Origin of the sequence: Virgibacillus sp. LDC1 (genome assembly GCF_025792345.1) — a bacterium.
GTDB classification, from domain to species: Bacteria; Bacillota; Bacilli; order Paenibacillales; family Paenibacillaceae; genus Paenibacillus_AQ; species Paenibacillus_AQ lautus.
In genome coordinates this window covers 3,587,768-3,608,742 of sequence record NZ_JAOXLZ010000001.1, presented here as the reverse complement: position 1 = coordinate 3,608,742, position 20,975 = coordinate 3,587,768, and the positions used below count along the sequence as shown (strand labels likewise).

The 20,975-nt window shown below is 50.8% G+C and carries 19 protein-coding genes; 10 read left to right on the top strand and 9 right to left on the bottom strand.

Features of this window, described 5'->3' with window-relative positions; genetic code table 11:
• Positions 1-126: 126 nt before the first annotated feature.
• Positions 127-1,476: an alpha-L-fucosidase gene (locus tag OHJ21_RS16225; protein ID WP_100538613.1), complete on the bottom strand. Its 1,350-nt coding sequence runs from the start codon at positions 1,474-1,476 to the stop codon at positions 127-129.
• 119 nt (positions 1,477-1,595) lie between these two features.
• Between OHJ21_RS16225 and OHJ21_RS16220 the strand changes: the two genes are divergently transcribed.
• Positions 1,596-2,423: an AraC family transcriptional regulator gene (locus OHJ21_RS16220; protein WP_100538612.1), complete on the top strand. Its 828-nt coding sequence runs from the start codon at positions 1,596-1,598 to the stop codon at positions 2,421-2,423.
• Between the two features lie 64 nt (positions 2,424-2,487).
• Here the strand turns inward: OHJ21_RS16220 and OHJ21_RS16215 are convergent, their stop codons facing one another.
• The 3 genes from OHJ21_RS16215 to OHJ21_RS16205 form a co-directional block, all read right to left on the bottom strand.
• Entirely contained in the window at positions 2,488-2,790 is a 303-nt protein-coding gene (locus tag OHJ21_RS16215) for a putative quinol monooxygenase (RefSeq protein WP_100538611.1), read from the bottom strand.
• A gap of 5 nt (positions 2,791-2,795) precedes the next feature.
• Positions 2,796-3,788: a helix-turn-helix transcriptional regulator gene (locus OHJ21_RS16210; protein WP_326114644.1), complete on the bottom strand. Its 993-nt coding sequence runs from the start codon at positions 3,786-3,788 to the stop codon at positions 2,796-2,798.
• Between the two features lie 61 nt (positions 3,789-3,849).
• Positions 3,850-4,347 carry a DinB family protein gene (locus OHJ21_RS16205; protein ID WP_486020540.1) on the bottom strand — a complete coding sequence of 166 codons (498 nt, stop codon included), beginning with the start codon at positions 4,345-4,347 and terminating at the stop codon, positions 3,850-3,852.
• Between the two features lie 213 nt (positions 4,348-4,560).
• Here OHJ21_RS16205 and OHJ21_RS16200 point away from each other — a divergent pair, with 213 nt between their 5' ends.
• Together OHJ21_RS16200 and OHJ21_RS16195 are read left to right on the top strand one after the other, a co-directional pair.
• Positions 4,561-5,481, top strand: coding sequence for an aminoglycoside phosphotransferase family protein (locus OHJ21_RS16200; protein ID WP_486020539.1), 921 nt, complete (start codon positions 4,561-4,563; stop codon positions 5,479-5,481).
• Positions 5,482-5,569: 88 nt separating this feature from the next.
• Positions 5,570-5,941: a hypothetical protein gene (locus OHJ21_RS16195; protein WP_100538607.1), complete on the top strand. Its 372-nt coding sequence runs from the start codon at positions 5,570-5,572 to the stop codon at positions 5,939-5,941.
• 237 nt (positions 5,942-6,178) lie between these two features.
• On the opposite strand, the gene OHJ21_RS16190 is transcribed toward OHJ21_RS16195, so the two are convergent.
• Positions 6,179-7,318, bottom strand: coding sequence for a zinc-dependent alcohol dehydrogenase (locus OHJ21_RS16190; protein ID WP_486020536.1), 1,140 nt, complete (start codon positions 7,316-7,318; stop codon positions 6,179-6,181).
• A gap of 201 nt (positions 7,319-7,519) precedes the next feature.
• Between OHJ21_RS16190 and OHJ21_RS16185 the strand changes: the two genes are divergently transcribed.
• The gene (locus tag OHJ21_RS16185; protein ID WP_279300458.1) at positions 7,520-7,648 is read left to right on the top strand and encodes a hypothetical protein; all 129 of its coding nucleotides are present in this window, start codon (positions 7,520-7,522) and stop codon (positions 7,646-7,648) included.
• A 762-nt stretch (positions 7,649-8,410) separates the two neighbouring features.
• On the opposite strand, the gene OHJ21_RS16180 is transcribed toward OHJ21_RS16185, so the two are convergent.
• Positions 8,411-9,772 carry a dipeptidase gene (locus OHJ21_RS16180; RefSeq protein ID WP_100538605.1) on the bottom strand — a complete coding sequence of 454 codons (1,362 nt, stop codon included), beginning with the start codon at positions 9,770-9,772 and terminating at the stop codon, positions 8,411-8,413.
• 131 nt (positions 9,773-9,903) lie between these two features.
• On the bottom strand, positions 9,904-10,797 hold the full coding sequence (locus tag OHJ21_RS16175) for a LysR family transcriptional regulator (RefSeq protein ID WP_486020534.1): 894 nt from the start codon (positions 10,795-10,797) through the stop codon (positions 9,904-9,906).
• A 162-nt stretch (positions 10,798-10,959) separates the two neighbouring features.
• On the opposite strand from OHJ21_RS16175, the gene OHJ21_RS16170 reads away from it, so the two are divergent.
• The 4 genes from OHJ21_RS16170 to OHJ21_RS16155 are packed head-to-tail and all read left to right on the top strand — an operon-like array spanning position 10,960 to position 15,589.
• Positions 10,960-12,084 (top strand): extracellular solute-binding protein, encoded by a 1,125-nt coding sequence (locus tag OHJ21_RS16170; protein WP_100538604.1) that lies wholly within the window; start codon positions 10,960-10,962, stop codon positions 12,082-12,084.
• Positions 12,085-12,093: 9 nt separating this feature from the next.
• A complete protein-coding gene (locus OHJ21_RS16165) occupies positions 12,094-13,806 on the top strand; it encodes an ABC transporter permease (protein WP_100538603.1) in 1,713 nt (570 codons plus the stop codon).
• Between the two features lie 53 nt (positions 13,807-13,859).
• Complete coding sequence (locus tag OHJ21_RS16160) at positions 13,860-14,939, top strand: ABC transporter ATP-binding protein (protein WP_100538602.1); 1,080 nt, start codon at positions 13,860-13,862, stop codon at positions 14,937-14,939.
• On the top strand, positions 14,936-15,589 hold the full coding sequence (locus OHJ21_RS16155; RefSeq protein WP_100538601.1) for a metallophosphoesterase: 654 nt from the start codon (positions 14,936-14,938) through the stop codon (positions 15,587-15,589). The genes OHJ21_RS16160 and OHJ21_RS16155 overlap by 4 nt, the downstream gene beginning before the upstream one ends.
• A 90-nt stretch (positions 15,590-15,679) precedes the next feature.
• Here OHJ21_RS16155 and OHJ21_RS16150 read toward each other — a convergent pair whose 3' ends face one another.
• Positions 15,680-16,570: a cupin domain-containing protein gene (locus OHJ21_RS16150; RefSeq protein ID WP_394054332.1), complete on the bottom strand. Its 891-nt coding sequence runs from the start codon at positions 16,568-16,570 to the stop codon at positions 15,680-15,682.
• Between the two features lie 156 nt (positions 16,571-16,726).
• Positions 16,727-17,902 carry an MFS transporter gene (locus tag OHJ21_RS16145; RefSeq protein WP_100538599.1) on the bottom strand — a complete coding sequence of 392 codons (1,176 nt, stop codon included), beginning with the start codon at positions 17,900-17,902 and terminating at the stop codon, positions 16,727-16,729.
• A gap of 200 nt (positions 17,903-18,102) precedes the next feature.
• Here OHJ21_RS16145 and OHJ21_RS16140 point away from each other — a divergent pair, with 200 nt between their 5' ends.
• Together OHJ21_RS16140 and OHJ21_RS16135 are read left to right on the top strand one after the other, a co-directional pair.
• On the top strand, positions 18,103-18,447 hold the full coding sequence (locus OHJ21_RS16140; protein ID WP_100538598.1) for a winged helix-turn-helix transcriptional regulator: 345 nt from the start codon (positions 18,103-18,105) through the stop codon (positions 18,445-18,447).
• Between the two features lie 146 nt (positions 18,448-18,593).
• Entirely contained in the window at positions 18,594-20,867 is a 2,274-nt protein-coding gene (locus OHJ21_RS16135; RefSeq protein ID WP_100538597.1) for a helix-turn-helix domain-containing protein, read from the top strand.
• Positions 20,868-20,975: the final 108 nt, after the last annotated feature.

Sequence of the window (20,975 nt, the reverse complement as noted above, 5' to 3'; positions counted from 1 at the left end):
TTTGGAATGGTTTGATGTTCCAGGAGGATAGGGGTGTCGGGGCATAAAAAAAAGCCTGACGCGATGTAACAAAACATCAAGTCAGGCTCTTATAGGAATTAGTTCATGGTATATGCGATCTTATCGTTACGAACGATCGGATTCGTCATAAAGCTCCAGTTCAATGACGGTATTGCGTTTGTCGGGGAGCGGATAGGTGAAGTGTTCAGGCCGCGCGAAATTCACAAATGCGTCCTCGATGAATTCCGCTGCGCTCCATGGGCGGCTGAGGAACAATTCGTATCCGTCCGCGAGCAGACGGGCCTTCTTCACCTTGTCGGCCATGCCGATGAGATTGATCGGTCCGATGGACTCCTCAAAGACGTGGGCATACAGCTTATTGCCTTTTTGGGTGTACCGACCCCAATCCGGCTTCGGATAATCAGCGGCCGCGCAGCCATAGATGCTGTCGCCGTTCTTGCTCATCCAGTCACCGATTTCCTCCAGCACGTCGAGGCTCTCCCTCGGGATGACGCCTCTAGCGTCTGGTCCAACATTCAGCAGCATGTTGCCGTTCTTGCTGACGCATTCCACCAGCTTGCGGATGATCGTGGTTGCCGATTTGTAATTGCGGTCGGCGGCTGCATACCCCCAGTTGTTATTCAGCGTGATGCAGGCTTCCCACGGGATCGGGGCACCTGTCTGATCCACGACGCCGTGCGGCGGAATGATTTGTTCAGGTGAAGCGAAATCTCCACTGTAAACGGAAGGATCGGTAGTATAGATGCTGCCTCCGCTCTCGCCGCTGCCTTCGAGCCGGTTGTCGATGAGAATGTGCGGCTGCAGCTCGCGGATCATCTTCATCAGCTCGGTGGCGCGCCACACTTCGCCGCGCATGTTGCCATAGGAGAAGTCAAACCACATAATATCGAGCTTGCCGTAGCCTGTCAGCAGCTCTCGGACCTGCCCGTGCATGTAATCCAGGTATCGGTCGAAGTTTTTAGGATCGCGCTTGAAGGCTTCGTTCGCGCGCATGGGGTGAATACGGTCTCCATAGGCCGGATAGTCCTCATGGTACCAGTCGATCAGCGAGAAGTAGAGGCCGACTTTAAGGCCTTCTTCACGGAAAGCTTCCAGAAACTCCTGCACGAGGTCCCGCCCGGCTTTGGTATTCGTTGATTTATATTCCGTCAGCTTGCTGTCGAACAAACAGAATCCGTCATGGTGCTTGGCCGTCAGCACCGCATATTTCATGCCTGCTTTTTTGGCCGCTTTGGCCCACTCCCGCGGATTATAGTCAACGGGATCAAATTCATCGAAATAGGTCTGATAGTCTTCGATGCTCATCTGTTCCGAGCTTCGGAGCCATTCGCCTCTGGCTGGGATCGAGTAGAGCCCCCAGTGGATGAACATGCCGAAACGGTCGTTCTGGAACCATTTCACACGCTGGTTTCGTTCCTGGATGACTTGATTGGTTGGAGTGGTAGTCGTTGTCATGGATTCAAACCTCCGATTCTTGGAATTGTCGAGTTTGATTTTAACAAGAATGTGTTAGTATGAATAGATAATTACTTAACTCTGACGGGTATTATAATAACTTTAGAGGATAATCGAAGATGAAGAATGAACGAAATGAACATGAAGCCATTCAGCAGATGCTCCTGAACATGCAGGTTCAGATCTGGGAGGCCGAAAGAACGCAGTGCTGGCCGGAGTGGAAGGAATTCGACTACACCGTGTCTTACAACAAGCTCTATTTTATCCTGGATGGGGAAGGATGGGTGAAAATCGGCGATGAGGAGCTGTATCCCGTTCCGGGTCAATTGGTTCTGATGCCGGCACGGACCAGGCAATCCTACTCTGTCATCAGCGGCCGCCCCTATCTTAAATACTGGTCGCACTTCTCGGCGACCGTAGGCGATTCCGATGTATTTTCCTGGCTGAACGTTCCCTATTGCTATGATTTGTCGGGGAACGCAGAGATGCCGGCATTATTCCAGCAGCTGGTCGATGCGCATCGCTCCGATACCATCGCCGCGCGTTTGCGGGAAAAGTCGGTGATGCTGGACATCCTGTCCCGAGTGTTCGAACACCAGCACCCGCAGATTCATAAGGACAAAATGGAAGATATGGGCAGGCTCCACAAAGTGCAGCAGTACATTAAGAATCACCTGCATGAGGAGATTACGCTGGAGCAGATGGCGGGGACGCTGCATTTGCATCCGAATTATTTTATTAAGTACTTCAAGCGGCATTTCGGGATCACGCCGCAGAAATATTTAAGCCTTAAGCGGATGGAGCAGGCCAAACTCATGCTGAGAACGACCCCTCTGAGCATCAAAGAAATTGCGGACGCAACCGGCTTTGAATCGGCGAACTATTTCTCGAAAACGTTTCGTAAAGAGGTTGGTTACAGCCCCTCGGAATACCGGAACAATATATAGCAAAAAAGAGGCTATCCCAGAAATTCGATTCGGGGAAAGCCTCTTTTCTTCAGACCAGCTATATCTAAAAACCTTTTCCTCCAAGCGGTTTAAGCTTGAGCGGCTCCGCGCCGGCGATCAGCGGCCGTCCGCGCTGAAGCAGCTCGGACGTATCGGCTCCCTGCAATGAAGCGGCATGCGCGTCTTGGCTGCTCCACAATTCCGTGACCCATACGGCATTCGGATCGCTGTCCGAAACGTTGACGATATAGAGTTCACAATCTTTGTTATCGCTAAGCATCGCTGCTGCTTCGAGCAGGATCTCTGCAAGTTCATCCCGTTTGCCGGGATGGGCGATCAACTTTCCGTACATCGCGAATTTCTCCATCGGGTTCACCCTTCCTTTTTGGTCATGTCGCTTAACATGCGTTCGTAATGGAGCGCCATGCTTGTCGTGATTTCTGACAGTTTCAGAACAAGAGAAGCGGGCTCCAGAATGGTTAAAGATTTGCCATAAGGGAGAAGAAAATAGGGAACATAGGACGTCAGCGAAGACGTATCCAGTCGGAAATGAGCTTCTCCATCACAGCGTTTCACAAGCGTATGTCCAAATAACCAATGCTGACTTAATTCATTCAGAACATGCTCGTGGCCTTGGATGACGACATGGACCAGCCGTTCATGGCTGCCTTGATCGGGCAGCAGACTGCCAAGCAGTACATCCTTGGCCGAAAAATCAGCGGGCCGTTCAAATACATGTTCTGTCGGCTCCAGCCCAATGATCCGATCCACGCGGAAATTGCGAATCTCTTGACGCAGATGGCAGAAGCCGGCGGCATACCATTGACCCTTCCAGTGGATGATGCCGTAGGGGTCAAAGTTTCGGGTAATGCTGGCGCCTTCCCTGCCCTTCGAATACGTCATTTTCAGGGTTTGCCCGTGCGCCGCGGCACTTTCAAGCGTCTGAAGCAGCGGCCGCAGCCCCTTATGGACAGGAGGCTGCAACACCGAGACGCCGCCGCTGTGCCGTTCGATCTGAGAAAGCTGCTCTTCGTTCGTATACAGCTTCAGCTTGTCAATCGCCCGCTGCAGCGCGTCGGTAAACGGATAGCCGCTTTCTTTGGCAAAGATCGAAGCATGCACCAATGCCTTCTGCTCTTCTGCATCAAACATCAGTGGGGATTCGGCAAACTGTCCGAGGATCCGAAAGCCGCCGTTCGGCCCGGAATCGGCGATGATGGGCGCGCCGCTGGCGCATAACGAATCGATGCAGCGGTACACCGTTCGAACATGGATTTCCAGTTCATCGGCGATTTGCTGTGCGGTCATCTTTTTGCCCGAGCGGAGCATCCACAGGATCGACAGCATATTATCCGCTTTAGACATAAAGAATGCTCCTTCCAGATGGGGAGAATCCCCATGTTACTTCGAATAAATTGTATCCTTTTTACACGAGCGGGTCCATGCCCTTGTCGATCCATGAATCGTAGGTCGGACCGTAGAGCTCGGGAATCCGCAGGCTGGCTTGTCTCATCAGCACCGTCATCTGTCCGCGGTGATGCGCTTGATGAACCAGGGTAAAATGCAGGAATGCCGCATTGGTCCAAGGCTCTCCGTCGAATTCACGGGTAGCGCGAAGATCATCCTCGCTCCATTGTGATTTCACGGCATCCAGAAAGGCATGCCGGATCCGGCGGTAGCTGTTCTGAATCTCGGCGGCGGAATCCGGGATTCCCTGCTCGCGGGACGGGCCTTCAAATTGTAGACCGAGCATGGTCATGTACTGAACCGACATGACCAAATGCCATGCCAGCTGACCGAGCGTGCGATGCTGATCCGTCATGGCGGTTTTGAGCGAATCATCGGTTAATGCGTCCATGACTTGTTCCGTGATCCGTGCCTCTTTTAACCATTCTGTCGTAAAATCCTCTATGCTCATGTTCATGTGTAAACCCTCGCTTTATATTAGGATGGATGCTGTAAGTCGAGTATATTACATCATTCCTGGCAATTACGGTCAGTGATTATGGGGAGAAGATGAATTTATGTATTTCCGTGTTTAGCCGGAAATTATCTGCATGGTCTATAGAACCCTCTTCATTTATAATGTATGAGATTTAAAGATCGTGCCGGATATCGAATATAGGGGGTGTGCAGCATGCAGGACACGATTCGCGAAATCCCGGGGGCAGATCAATGGCTGACCGTTCAAACGGTTGCCAAGGGCTGGTCGGCAGATCGTAAATACTATGTTCAGGATACGGAAGGCCAGGAGTGGCTCCTTCGATTATCCGATATCTCTCAATATGAGCGAAAGCGGTGGGAGTTTGAAGCGGTAAAAAAGCTGGATCCTATCGAAATGCGAATGTCCCGCCCGATTGATTTTGGCGTCTGCCATGAGGGCAGGCTAGTATTTTCACTGTTCACATGGGTTCCGGGAGAAGATGCAAGGGATGTGATTCCTTTGCTGGATTCTGAGGAGCAGTACCGGCTTGGCGTTCAGGCAGGCAGATATTTAAGCGAAATGCATCGAATTCCGGCTGAAAGCGGCTTTGATACGTGGGCGGTTTATTATCGTTCCAAGATGGATAGGTACATCAAAAATTATGGGAGCTGTGGCATCCGACTCGCAGGTGCGGACAACATGATTCGTTATATGGAGGAGCATCGCTATTTGCTTGAGGGACGGCCCCGTGCTTTTCAGCATGGGGATTATCATATCGGCAATATGGTGGTTACTCCAGAAGGTGAACTGGGCATCATCGATTTCAACCGGGCGGATTCCGGTGATCCTTGGGAGGAGTTTAACCGGATTACATGGGATGCCGTAATTAGCCCGTGGTTTGCATCCGGTCGTATTCACGGATATTTCCAAGGTGGAGAGGTACCGGATTCATTCTTCAGATTAATGGCACTTTATATCGCGAGCAATCAGATTTCCTCGATTCATTGGGCGATTCCCTTCGGAGAGCAGGAAGTGGAGGTTATGCTGAATCAGGCGCAAGAGGTACTGAACTGGTATGAGGAGTTTCAGACGCATATACCAAACTGGTATAAACCGATGCCGAGGTCGTCTTAGCCTATCATTGACAGGATAGCAATCTAGAAGAATTTATTGAAGCCACAGCATGATACGATAATAAAAAAACAGACGGAGGTTTGTACTCATGTCATCAGCGGATATTCGGTTTGTCGGCGGAAACAATATTGCCCTTAAAATTCCGAAGTACAAGTATGAGGAAACGGTGCATTTTTACAAAGAGGTTTTGCAGCTGCCTTATTTGGGCTTCAAGGATGGTTCACACCTCTTTCAGCACGGCCCCAACAATTTATGGCTGGATTGCATGACTCACTATGCTCAGCAGGATGTCTGGTTAGAGGTCACTACGGATCATCCCGAGGCGGCCGCTTCCTATTTGAGAGAGCGTCAGGTGGATCGCAGGGATGAGGTGGAGGTTTACGAGAACTCGCAGGGCTACTGGATATCCGATCCATGCGGGACGATCATTCGGGTGAATCCCAGAAAAGCAACCGAATAGGCGTGCGACCCGGCGTATGTGTTTGCCGTTGAAGACACGCATCCCTTGAGACTTGAGGTTATGTCGAAACCTCCAACACTCATCCGGAAGATTTTAGCTCACTCACTAAGTTTCATGAACCGGGACACAAAATCACTAATTTTCATGAACCGGGACACAAAAAACCAAGCACTTCCTATCCAATCCAAAGGTTGTGAGAGGAGATGCTTGGTTTATTCTTGTCGCTGTGAATTGACGCTACGGCTTCAGAACCACCTTGGTGCAGTCTTCTTCATGATCGCTAAATATCCGATAGGCATCGCTTGCTTGTTCCAGTGGAAGCCGATGGGATACAATCTCGGTTGGATCAAATTCCCCGGCGGTGATCTTCTTGAACAGCTCCGGCATATAATGGATGACGGGGGCTTGTCCCATGGTAAGGGTAATGTTCCGTTCAAAAATATGGCCCAGCGGGAACATGTTGTACAATGAGCCGTATACGCCGGTCAGCTGAACGGTGCCGAATTTGCGAACGGCATCGATGGCAATATCAATTGCGCTTAACGTTCCGCCCTGGAGCTTCAGCTTTTGACCGATGGCTTCCATGGTTGACTTCTTCCCGTCCATGCCGACGCAGTCGATCACAATATCTGTTCCGCCCTTGGTGATCTCGCAGATGTACGCGCCCATATCATCATAGTCTTCAAAATTGTAGCTTTCAACGTTGTTCATTCGCTTTGCTTTTTGCAGCCGGTAAGGAAGGCGGTCCACGGCGATTACCCGTTTAGCCCCCTTCATCCAGGCGAATTTCTGGGTCATCAGACCGACCGGTCCACAGCCGAGCACCGTGACGGTATCGCCTGGCTTCACGCCGGCATTCTCCACGCTCCAATAGGCCGTAGGCAGAACGTCGGACAAGAAGAGAAGCGCCTCATCCTCCAATTCGCATGACTCGGGGATGACAAACGGCATAAAGTTCCCGTACGGTACGCGCAAATATTCAGCCTGCCCGCCAGGATAGTTGCCATAGCGTTCAGTTAAACCCAAGTAACCTCCGGTATGGACATCCGGGTTGCCGTTGGAATTGTCGCACTGACTCTCCATATCGTGATTGCAATAGTAGCAGTGGCCGCAAGAAACATTGAACGGAAGAACGACGCGGTCGCCTTTTTTCACGCGGGTTACGTTAGCTCCGACCTCTTCTACTATCCCCATAGGCTCATGGCCGATCACGTAATCTTTAGTCGCAGGCATAGCCCCTAGGTATATATGAAGATCGGAACCGCAAATAGCCGTAGAGGTGATGCGGACGATAATATCATCCTGAGTCTGGATGGAAGGATCCTCCACGTGTTTGACCTGAATGTCTTTTGCGCCTTGAAATGTGACTGCTCTCATACGTTCCCTCCTCAGCGATGTACAGATGTTATCTTGTTAATACCCGATATGCACTTTTATTAACATCCCCATCGCTATGAATGCATATGCGCTGCTAGCGCAACAACATAGTTTGTGGAAGAAGAAAGGCCAATGCTGAACCATAGGACGATCACGGTGATAAGATTACTGCTGATTCCATAAATGGAGGGGCTTAGAGCAATGATGAATGAGGCTAATCGTTATTTGGAGAATCTTAGCTCGCAAGAACGGGATATACAAAACGAAGTGAATAATGAGCTGCTGACATTAACGAGAGAGAAGGGGGAGTGGACAGCGTGTCAAATGTAATTTCGGATTCACCGGACTCAGCGGACGTTATTTGATCCGATAAGAGCTAAACTTCGATTCTAGCGGACATGAGGTTCGTTATATGCTTAAAAAGTCCGTTTTTCCGCAGCGAAAAGGTTGAATAGCGGACTGGGTGTCCGTTACCATATGAGATTGGCCTAAATCGTGGCAAATAACAGATCTGTGGTCCGTTCGCAGCTGTTTGTTTGGGGATGCAGCTGTATGTTGGGGATGGCAGCTGTAAGGTTGGGGATGCAGCGGTATGTTTGGAGATGACAGCTGTATGTTTGGGATGGCAGGCGTATGTTTGGGAATGGCAGCGGTATGTTTGGGGATGCAGCCGTATGTTGGGAATGGCAGCCGTATGTTTGGGATGGCAGCTGTTTGTTTGGGGATCACAGCCGTATGTTTGGGGATGCAGCTGTTTGCTTGGGTATCTAGCCACAAGTTTGGGGCCCGCATAGGGGCACACCCCCTGGGAGGACCCGCGACCCCAAAATCCGCGATGTTCACAGCAGATGTTTGTTTGTAAGGACACGCCCCATGGCTGATTTATTCGATTAATCAAAGCCGCAGGCCAACATGGCCATTTTCTTCGGTCATCAAGCCGCCGCCCCCAAGGATAAGCTTATGAATGGCGTAATAAGGGGTTTTTCATACAAACCAAAGAACGCGTATTGGCAGGGAGTCGGTTCTCCCGCCATACGCGTTCTTTTTTTAGAATATTACTTTTACTCTACGGACTGTGCTGGGTGTCAAAAGTTACACGAGCTTCAAATACTCTACGATCGTCAGCAAGCCTTGATCGAAATTCTCCAAATTAAAATGCTCGTTCGGAGCATGCAGATTCTCGTCCGGCAAGCCAAAGCCCATCATGACGGCAGGTGCATCGAGCGTGCTGGACAGCTTCTCCACGATCGGGATGGACCCGCCATCCTTCGTAAAGAGGGCACGCGTGCCGTAGACATGCTCGAACGCGTCCGCGGCTTTTTGCAGCATCGGATGGGATGGATCGATGTTAAAGGCGAATGCTTTTTCCTTCGGCTTAAAGGTAATCTTCGATCCGACGGGAGTGTGGGCATGCAAGTGGGCTTCAATCGCGTCAAGCACCGCTTGCGGATCCTGGTCTGCTACCAGACGGCACGTAATTTTGGCATGGGCCTCCCTCGGAATGACCGTCTTGCTGCCTTCTCCTTGGAACCCTCCATATACGCCGTTCAGCTCAAGGGTCGGACGCGCTCCCACGCGTTCAACGAAGGAGAACCCTTCCTCACCGTACAGGGAATCGAGGCCGAGATCCTGCTTCAGCTTATCCTCGTCGAATTCCTGCTTGGCAAATTCCTCGCGCATTTCAGGCGACAGCTCGAGCACGCCGTCATAGAAGCCTTTTACGGCGACGCGGCCTTGCTCGTCATGAAGCGAGGAGAGCAGGGAGACGAGGGCATGCAGGGCGTTGGGTACTCCGCCGCCATATGTACCGGAATGAAGGTCGGTATTAGCTGTTTCCAGAGACAACTCCAGGGAGCACAATCCGCGAAGGCCTGTAGAAATGGCCGGTTTGCCAGGTGCGAGCAGGGACGTATCCGAGATCACGATGGCGTCAGCAGCCAGCTTGTCCTTATGGTTGTCAAGGTAGAGCGGGAGGTTCGGGCTGGACACCTCTTCTTCGCCTTCAATGCAGAACTTGATGTTGACCGGAAGCTCTTTCTCTTGCTTCAAAATGGCTTCAACGGCTTTGACATGCAGGAACAGCTGGCCTTTGTCATCCGTTGCTCCGCGTGCATACAATTTACCGTTGCGGATAGCCGGCTCAAAGGGCGGCGTTTCCCACAGATGAAGCGGATCTACAGGCTGTACGTCATAGTGGCCGTAGACGAGCACGGTCGGTTTGCCTTCGGCATGCAAATAGTCTGCCGTAATAATAGGGTGTCCTGCCGTTTGATGAACTTCCACATGCTCAAGTCCCGCTTCGGTCAGCTTGCCTGCGAGCCACTCGGCAGCCTTTGCCACATCGCCTTTATGCTCGGACAGGGCCGAAATGCTCGGAATGGACAACCATTCCTTCAACTCATTCAGATGGGTTTCGCGGTGTTCAGCGAAATACGCTTTATAATCAACGCTCATGATATAGGGATCCTCCTTCAATATACATTGGCATTCGATAGATGCCGTACCTTACTATTCTAACCGTTTTTCGAAGAATACGAAATATAGCGGGATTAATCTTGAATCGTGTCATGACTCTCTTCCGGCTGTTATGATGCAAAATTGTCCAAAAGGTTTCTCCAGAACATCCGCAGCGCGGGACTGATCAGCTTATTGCGGTGGCGAACGGCATAAATCCGGCGCTCGGGCAGCCAGGACGGAATAGGTCGTGATTGGAGTTTCCCCTCTGCCAGTTCTTCTTGTATGGCAGCTTCTGCGATCATGCCATACCCCAGACGGTGCCGAACGGCTGCTTTCAGTGCTTCGGTTCCCGAGATTTCCAATGATATTTGAAGGTGGATATGATGTTTGTCAGCCCAGCGGTCAATAAGCTGTCTGCTGATGGAGCCTGGTTCATGCGAAACAAAGGGATGTTCGACCAGATCGCTCGGAATTAAATCTCTTATGCTGGCAAAGGGATGATCCGGGGCAAATATAAGCACCAGATCATCATGGATCAGCGGCTGTACGATAAATTCCGGCTCATCTACTTGCGTGTTCGATATGATGCCTACATCGAGCTCGTATTTTTTGACTTTCTCGATAATATAGGCTGCCGGTCGGACATCCAACTGGATGGACAATCCCGGATAATTAAGTTTCAACTGTTGCAGAAACGGCGGTAACAGGTACGTAGCGGGAGTATGGGTGCTGCCAATGGCGAGTACTCCTGCAGCGGTTCCGCGGAATACATCCATGGTTGATGAAGCTTCCTCAGACAGGGAATGGATCTGCGATGCGTAATGATAAAAGGCTTGACCGGCTTCCGTAAGCTTGATGACATGGTAGGACTTGGTGTGAAACAGGGCAAGGCCAAGCTCTTCCTGCAGCTTGTTTAAATGGAAGGTGACGGTTGGCTGGGTAATGCCCAGCTTTTGAGCCACAAGGTACAGCTTCCTCAGCTCCACGGCAAGCACAAATACTTTTAATTGCTGTAAGTTCATGTTGCTATCCTCTCTTTCCATTTCATCATTGATACTCTTAATCTTATCTAACATTTGATAGATATTATTTAACTCTTTGTTAACGCAGCGATAATTTTTAATTGAATCTGGCGCGTTATGCTGAAATGGAACCAAGAAGGAAATCAGAAACAGGAGGGTGACATGAACCAAAAAAGAGGCTTTAAACATGGGATATTCATTGCATTAACTGCGTTGATGATGATGTTGTCGGCTTGCGCGCAATCGGATGGACAGCAAACGGTTCGATCTCAGGAAACGACCGGACCTATTACCAGCGGAAGCGGAAGTACCGCCGGACAGTCGGACGTATCCTTGAACAGCGACGACGCAGAGGATACCGGAGAAACGATCTACTTATACGGAAATGATTTTGTAGATTTCATTGCTCCGAAGTTTATGGAAGAGACAGGCTTCAAGATAGAAGCCGTGCATTACGGCGGGGGAGAAGCATTGGCCAAAATAGAAGCCGAGCAGGGTAACCCGCAGTGGGACGTCCTGATGATGGATGGGCACGGCTCGGTGCGCAATTTGGCAGATCGCGATTTCCTGATGACTGACTGGGAGCCTGAGAATCTGGGGAATCTGTCCGAAAACGGAAGGAGTTATGTGCCCAAAGATTTTTCATACTTTCCTGTCGGCATTCATGCGGCCGGGGTCATCGCTTATAACACAACGCTGGTAACGCCGGAGAAGGCACCGACGACCTGGGAGCAATTTTTTGCCTATGACGGCCCTGTGGGTCATGCAGATCCGGCCGTAGCAGCGCCTGCCTATCCGCTTGTATCTGCTTTTTTTGAGCAATGGGGTGTCGAAGCGGCAGAGCAGAAATATGAGCAGCGTTTTAAGAAGGAGCTGCATGTCTACCCCAAGAATGGTCCGGTCGGAAAAGCATTGTTAAGCGGAGAAATCGAGGTTGCGGCACTCCAGGAGCACAATGCTTATGAACTGAAGCTTGCAGGTGAGCCTATTGAGGTGATATGGCCGCGCGAGGGTGCGCCAGGCAGCTTGCGTGTTGTAACGATCAGCAAACATACCAAGAACCCGGCAGCGGCCAAGGCGTTTGTGGAATATATGCTAAAACCCGAGACACAGCAGATGTTAACGAATCAGGATTCAACGGACAGCTTCTTTACGCCGCTCGCTGAAGGTGTGTCAACGCGAAGTGAACGTGAACCGAACGGAGCCTTTATGCTGCCTTCTGCGAAGTGGGCCTCAGAGCATGAGGTTGAGATCAAGACTTGGTTTGCGGATCAAAACGTAAGGTAGGCACATAACATGAATACTTCGGAAGCTCGCTATGGAGGCGGGGTAACCCTCCTCCTGTTTGTTTTTATTTTTCTGCCGCTGCTTGCCGTGCTAATCAACGTGATTTTCCCTGGACTCTTTTTCGGTCAGATCCAGTCCAGCAGCTTGGGCTTGATCGGAGACATATTTCATCGACCTCTGTGGAAACAATCCCTCCTGAATTCAGTCACATTAGCGCTGGGGACGGCTACGTTCGGTACGATCCTTGGAGGCGTACTTGCTACCATCCGGGCAAGATGGAACTTTGCAACAGCAAGATTGCTGGATATGACGGCGTGGGTTCTGCTGATCGCGCCATCGTTCATGATTGCACAGGGCTGGGTATTGTTTGCCAGTGCGGATGGACTGGTTCATCAGTGGCTGGGGCTGACATGGGTCACCTCATTTATATTTCAGCCTGCCGGACTTGTGTTTGTCATGTCCCTAAGCAAATTCCCGTTAGCTTACTTGGCTATTATGGCAGCTTCGGAGTGGAATATAAGGCAGTTCGGTTATGCAGCCAGGCTGAACGGCGCGAGGCCTTTCACCGTATGGAGAACCGTCGAATTGCCACTGGCACTCCCTTCTTATGTTGCGGGCTGGACCCTGGTCTTTATGGATTCGATCGGCGATTTCGGGCTGCCTGCCGCATTGGCAACTGTGTATAAATTCCCGACGCTGACCTACTCCATTTACTCGGCCATTTACCAGTCACCTGTACGTTTTGATATGGCGGGAGTGCTGGCATTCTACCTGGTATTGATCCTGGTGCTGGCGATGACTTTGCTGATGGTGACCCTCCGTAAATCCAGATTCGACTTTCTGAATGCGAGAGCAGTCAAAATGGAGAAGGTTAAACCGCGGTTTGCCTGGATGTACAATCTGTCCATTACGGTTTTTCTTTTCCTGAGTCTCGGGATTCCGATTGGGACGAGTGCAGCGGTATCTCTGCTGAAACAGGCAGGCGGAGGCCTGAATCCGGGCAATTTCACGCTGGATCATTATCGTGAATTATTTGCAGGACAGGCTGGGGATCACCGGCTGCTCGGTTATCTGGAAGGAATGTATCATTCACTCGCAATTGCAGCCGCAGCCGCATTGTTTAGCATGCTGATCGGGTTTGTTGTTGCCTACATGCTGACCTTCACGGAGTCTAGGCTAAAGCCCATGCTTCAGCTGTTCTCCATCATATCCCTCGCGGTCCCCGGCGTTGTGCTCGGGATTGGCTATATTTTCATATGGAATCAGAAATGGCTGGAGCCTTTAGGACTCCATTTATACGGAACCCCCTCGCTGCTCGTGATTGCGGGTATAGCCGGTGCCATCCCCTACGCAGTCAGGGTCCAGCTTGGAGCGTTCGGCAATTTGTCCGGCACGATGCTGAAGGCAGCCGCTATCCAAGGGGCGAGCATATTCGAACGGATGCGGGATATCGTACTGCCCATGGTGCGTCAGTCTTTGCTTATCGCGATCCTGGCTTCGTTTGGAACCAGCGTGTTTGATTTGGCCCTGGCCTCGATGCTGAAACCGGCTAATTATTCACTGATGCCACTGGTTATCGACAGAGCTTTTGAATTCTCGCGCTACGGCTATGCTACGGCTGCTACCGTTGTAAGCTGCGGCACCGTGGTGCTCATCATCGTACTGCTTCAAGCTGCGGGACGTCTTGTATTTCGATGGCTGGATGGCAATAGAATGCGGTAGACGGCAATGGGTATCGATAGACGTGATCCAACTTAGAAAGGATGGAGAGTGGAATGATCTTAAAGGTAAAGGGCGTATCGAAGTCATTCGGCTCGCAGCAAGTCTTGAAGCCGATCACGTTTGAAGTGAGGGAAGGGGAGCGCATTTGCATTCTCGGTCCATCCGGCTGCGGAAAATCGACGCTGCTGCAGATGGTTGCCGGACTGCAGGGCATAGATTCAGGCGAGGTAGAGATGGCGGGGGTCACCGTTGAACGGGGGAGACACTATATTCCCCCGGAGAACCGGCCCATTAATATGGTGTTTCAAGATTATGCCCTTTGGCCGCATATGACGGTGAAGCAAAATATGGAGTATGGGATGAAACGCCGAAAGTTAGACACTAAAGACAGAGCGAATACATTAGATCGACTCCAGTCGCTTCTGAAGCTGGAAGGCTTATTGGACCGCCTGCCGGCCCAACTGTCTGGTGGTCAGCAGCAGCGAGTAGGCATAGCGAGAGCGTTGGCAACAGAGCCAAAGCTGATATTAATGGATGAACCGTTGTCTAATCTGGATGTCAAACTTAGAACGGATATGCGCGGTGAATTAGCCAGATTGCTCGGCGAATTATCCATCGCTACCCTGTATGTGACGCATGATCGTATGGAGGCATTTACGGTCGCTGATCGAATCCTGATTTTACGGGATGGAGGAATTGACCAATTCGGAGAGCCGAGGGTGTTGTTTGAGAGACCGGCAAGCCCTTGGGTTGCGCAGCTCATGGGCTACCATAATCAGCTGGAAGCCAAACTGACCCAGGATGGACAGCCTATGGCCATGCTTGCCGGGAGTCCGATAGCCGGGCTCCGCATCGGCGTGGATAAGGGAGACGGCAGGGCCGTGATGATGGTCCATCCTGAATCCATCCGGATTTGGCGCGGCGAAGCTTCGCAGGAAGGGAGCCTGCTGAAGGTGACGGTGGTGCAGACGGTATACGAAGGAACAAGATGGAGAGTCATTGTGGAAACGGCAGATCAGCAGCCCATTCATTTATTCCATGATTGCAGCGTGGATGCCGGAAGCGAATTGTTGATACGACTGTCTCCGGATCAAACCATGATCTATGCAGACAGCAGTATGTTAGCCCCATGAGCGAGGTGTACGCGGTTTCGGATGTCCATGGTTACGGTTATCTGCTTGAAACTCTCCTGCGGCATGTACATTATGATCCGGAGGTGGACCGCTTGTTCTTGCTTGGGGATTATGTAAATAAGGGACCGGATTCAGCAGGGACACTGGATTATGTGGAGGAACTGCGAGATTCCGGTGCTATTGCGCTGCAGGGTAATAACGAACGCAAATGGCTGCATCACCGACCGGAACAAGCAGGGCTTGCGGCTCCCAGGCTCAAGAAGTATCAGCAGTTCATAACAACAATGCCGCTATGGACCGAGTATAATCAATTCTTGTTTGTGCATGCAGGCATTCGGCCCGGAATTCCGCTTCATGCTCAGAGCCCGGAAGAATTAACGGAAATTCGCGAGCCGTTTCTTCTGTCCCCCCGATGGTTGGATAAGATGATTGTGTTTGGTCATACTTCTACGTTTCGGTTGGGTGTACCGCCAGAGGAGCTCTGGTATGGCGACGGTAAGCTGGGTATCGATACCGGCGCAGGACACGGATATTATTTAAGTCTGATTAATCTGACCTCGGGTATACAGTGGTCCATATCGGTTATGCGGCCTGAGAACATTACGTGCCGGAAGATGAAAATAACGGGAGCATCCGGTCTTCCTAAATAATATACTTCCATATAAACAAGAAATACGCAGCATCGCTGTTGAATCGTGATGCTGCGTATTTCTATGGAGGACTCATCACCAGAGGGTTGATCAGAATTGATCCCAGCCATTTCCAATGAGCTGGCGCTGCAGGAATGGCAACTGCTGCTGTTGTTGAATGAACTGCTGACGCTGTTGTTCTTGTAATTGCTGCTGCGAACGGAACTGCACTTGTTCTTGAGTTGGTAGTCGCTGTGGTTCAGCAGCATACGTTCCATGCTGCGGTTGATCCTGAGCCTGGAACTGCTGCTGGAACAACTGCTGCTGCTGCTGTTGCTGGAATTGCTGCTGCTGTTGTTGTAGCAGCTCATAATCACGGTTCACAGTGCCTTCTTGATGATAATAGTGCTGATTATGATGAGACGCATGAGGCTGATGTTTCATCTGTCCTTGCACTTGCCCTTGCTGCCGGCAGTTTTTGGGCGGCCCGATGACAACCGTGTCGGTGATCGGCGCCAAGGTCTCTTTGACTTTGGCTTCATCTAGGCAGTAGGTGTGAGCGAACACGCTGGCCGGCGTCAATCTCAAAAGATCCGAACCTCCAATGAATTCAGGCACCGGCGCGTCAAAGACCGCGATCAGGTGCGTGTTGTCAACCGTCGCCATTTCATAATGCCACCAGCCTTGGGGCACAAGCGCAACCTGACCCGGCGTTACCGTGAAGTTCAGCAGCTCCTTCGTAAACGGATTGATAAGGGAGACGATGGCTGAGCCGGAAACGACATAGACCAGCTCCGTTGCATTCTGATGGATATGCGGCTCCACTACGTTTCCGGTACTGAGATATATATCCAGCAGGGAAGCGTTGCCAAGCGTGTTTAATTCTTTTACGGAGAGAGAATTAATGTAATTCTGACTATCTTTTTTGAAAAAAGGGTTATTGCTCATATCGTAAGTATACCGAACGGAGGGAGAAGTGAAATCCATATAAGAGACCGCCACTATTGATTCCTGCCCTTCATAATGTAATAGGCGTTGACCCATAACACACGTTATGCCCATGGGCAAACATCCGTGAGCCCATTTTATGAATCAGCAGATGCAAGCCGCCCGCTGGCAGGGCGGCTTGCGCTTAAATCCTATGGTGGGCAGGCGAGGTCAGGCCGATTTCGGTATGGAAATCGGGGACTTCCGACCAGCCGAGAAGCTGACCAGTCCTGCAACCAGGCCGAGCGCGAGCACAAATCCACCGAGCCATGGATGATATTGAAGCGTGGACGTTGTATTCACCATGAAGCCTCCTGCACCCGCGCCTGCGGCTAACCCGAGATGCACAATGGAGGTGTTTAGGCTGAGAATCAGATTGGAAGAGCCCGGAGCCTGCTGGATAAAATAACTCTGAACGGCCGGACCCGCCGCAAACATGGACAGCACCATGATTCCCATCAGCACGAGCCCTATGAACGATTGGCCGGCGAGCAGCGGAAGAAGCGCGAATACCGCGATATGAATGAGCGTGCTGAGGGTAATCACTTTCGCAGGCCCAAACCGGTCGACCCCATATCCGCCGAGCCTGGAGCCAATTGCTCCAAAGAGTCCAAAGCCGAGCATAATGATGCTGATGCCTGACGGCCCCATATGGAAAATATCCTGGATAAATGGCGTAACATACGTGAACAGTACCGAGTTACCCGATTCCCGGAAGAACGTGAGCAGCAGTGCGCTCACGATGACCACGCTCCCCAGCACTTTGAATTGCTGGTGAAAGGGAATAGGTGCGTCCCCTTCAACATCCGGCAGGAGTCTAATCAGGACAAAGGCGACCACCAGACTGAGCAGAGCCAGCAGCAAAAAGATGGATTGCCAGTTCAGCAGATTTGTGATCCATATTCCAATCGGAACGCCCAGCACCATGGCGCTGCTGAAACCCAGCACGATGGTGCCGATGGCACGGCCCAACTTATCCGGGGACACCATTTTGGCTGCGGTCCCCATTGCGGCAACGAGATAGACGCCTGAGCTAACACCAAGGATGACACGGGAGGCCATGAGCATCCATACCTCGGTGCTGAAATAGGAAACCAGACTGCCGGCAATGAACAGCAGAAGCGAGCCGAGCAGTACTTTTTTACGGTTCATCCGAGCGGTCAGCGAGACCAGAAACGGTGTCCCGATCGCAAAAGCCAGCGAGAAAGCGGTAATCAGCTGGCCGGCAAAGGCCAAGGAAATATGAAGGTCGTCAGCGATCGCATACAGAATACCCGAGACGACCAGTTCCGAGGTGGCGGTAAGAAAAACCCCAAGCGCCAATAAATATATCGTAAATCGATTCATATCTAATTCATCCTCTCGATAGGAGATCAATACCCTCTGCGATCATGGCTAGCACATGTTGCAAGCGGGTTGGTATAACTTGAAATCTCTTTGTGTTTGTATTATAAGTAGCGCGCATATATTATGTAAGAAGGCAAAGTATTTGGATATTATCCAATCATTTTGACTAACTTACGATTAGTTAGTGGTGGGGTGAGGCAGTGGAACCGATAAGAGAAGACTTTCAGGAAAAGCCAGCGTTCAATCATATCTGCTCGGTGCTGCAAATTCTTGGAGCCAAATGGGCGTTTCTCGTCATCGCGCAATTAGCTCAAGGACCGAAACGGTTTAATCAGCTTCATCGGGATGCAGCCATCATCAAGACGCAATCCTTAACGGATGTGCTCCGGCATTTGGAAGGCAGCGGGATCGTAAGACGCGAGGTATTCCCTACCGTTCCGGTCTCCGTGGAGTATTCATTGACCGAGAAAGGGCTGGACTTCCTGGATTCTTTGCAGGAGATGGAGAAGTGGGCCGAAAAATGGGGCGTGGAGCAATCCTCTTGACTGCTGCCACAAAAATAGTACACATATCAGAAAACTCATTTCCCAAGGTTTATAACAGGAAATGAGTTTTCTTTTTTTTGAAAATTACGTATTCTTATAGATAACATTTTCAGATTGGGTATGAAGGACAGGGAGGTGGTCGCCGCTTGCGAATCCATAAGATTAACCTGCTGACAAAATTGTTGATTTCCTATTTGCTTGTGCTGATGTTTCCCGTGATTGTCATCCTGTGTTATTACTATCCGTATTCGGCAGAAGTGGTGAAAGAGAAGGAAATGGACTGGAATGCGCATATTACGGAGCAGTTCATGACATCGATGGATACGTTTACAAGGTATGTGTACAATCTGCCGTTTGAACTGGTGCAGAACCGGGAATTCAAGATGTATAAGGCGGAGGAAAGCGACTACCAGCGGGTGCTTATTGCCAATGAGATGAAAAAATACAATGCAACCGATGCGTTTATTTACAACACCTTGCTGTATGTGAAGAACATCGGTTATTTGTTTTCCAAAACTGGAAGCGCATACAGTCTGGACGACCTTTCCATTCCGGGCGTCGGTTACTATTATGAAAACTGGGCGCATGAAGATATGATCCAGACCCTGAATGATCTTAATTCTCCTATCGTCAGGCCTGTGGAGAATGTGGTTGTGCCCGGCAATAACCGGGTCAGAATGCTGACCTTCGTACAGCCGCTGCCGGTAGGAGGCTCGAATTCTCCCGGAGCCGTCATGATCATGGTCAGGGAGGATACGATTGTCCGGATGATGAAGTCCGTTTCGGAAACCTATAGCGGTGATTTTTATGTGTTTGACGGCCAGGGAAGGCGATTGGTATCCTCCAATGATACGTCATACCAATCCTCCGATGATTTCAGGAATCTTGTGCACGGCATAGGGGAAGAGTCAGCATCCTCTTCGGGCATTTACCAAATCAGCGGAACGGACTATCTGGTGTCGTTCTCCGTTTCGGATAAGAATGGCTGGAAATATGTGAGTCTGCTGCCGGTAACTGAGTCCCTGCAGGGCATTCGGACGATTCAGCTGAATACGGCCATCCTGGTCGGGCTGATTCTGCTGCTTGAAATGTTCATCATCTACGTATCCATCCGGAAGAACTACCAGCCGATCCGCCGTTTGGTTGATCTCGCCGTTCAAGTTTTTGAACCGCGGGAGCGGAAACACATGAATGAAATCGATACGATCAAATATACGTTGGAGGAGCTTTCGCTGGCCAACAGCAAGCTGGACGAGCATATGAAGGGATCTTTGCCGATTATGCGGGATAACCTGCTGTTTGAGCTGGTGAGCGGGCATATTGCAGCCTGGGATGATTTTGAACGGGAAGCAGGAAAGGTCGGTATCCGGTTTCATCATGATTACTTCACGGTTGCCGTACTATGCTGCGAAGCGGATGGAGAAGGGATAGAGAAGATACTGGATTACTGCCGGAACTATGAAGGACGGCTGCCGGATGATGTCCAAGGCTATTTCTTTAAAAGCATCTATCAACAGGAATTGATTCTGGTGTGCTCCCATGAGGAGAATTTCCCCCTCAAATCCTGTCTGGAACGGATGCAAGATGAAATATTGGAGTATACGGGCCGGCGAACGGTGATTGGGATTGGCAAGCCTAGCGCAGCTCAATTGCCGGTGGACCTCCATCTCTCCTACCTGCAGGCGCTCCGCACGGCGGAGTTTCTGCGCATCCGGAAGACAGCGACCGTGCTGATTTTTGACAACCTCGAGGTCCCCCAAACCGGAGCCGTATCCTATTTTGCCGAAATCCTGCAATCCCTCGAACTTGCGATCCTCAAGAACGATGCGGCCATGCTGGCCTCTTTGGCGGAGCGATTGATCGGTTATTTAAGCAATGACAGCCTGCCGCCGCATATGATACGGAGCGTGTACCTCAATACGGTTACCGTCATCTTCAACGGCCTCCAGCGGTTCCGTCATGACGATCAGAGCCTGCTTCGGCTAACCGAGGCGGCATTTAACCACCGTTATACGCTGGAGCAGATGATCGGAATTATCAGGGAGAGTTGTGCCAAGCTGTGCGACATGATCAGCGAAACGCTCCCCGTGTCCCGTTCGGCATCGCAGGAAGAGATTCTGTCCCTCATTGCGGAGAAAGGAATGGATCCGAACTGCTCGCTGCAGATGATGGCCGATTATTTTGATATGTCGGTCTCTAACTTCAGCCATCACTTCAAAAAAACGATGGGGCAAAATTTCAAAGAGTATATCGATCAGCTTCGCATCCAGAAATCCATTCAGCTTCTGCGGAACAGCGAGGAGACCCTTGAAGCCATCTCCCAACAGGTCGGGTACACCAACACCTCGAGTTTTATCCGTTCCTTCAAAAAGATGGTGGGCACGACACCCGGACAATATCGGAATACACATAAAGCATAAAACGAAGACCGCTGATGCCGACTAAGGCAGCTTTACAGCGGTCTTTTATAAACTTTTTTCTTTATAAGCTTCTGTGCCGGCGCTTTTTTAAGCAAAGCAGCTTCAATT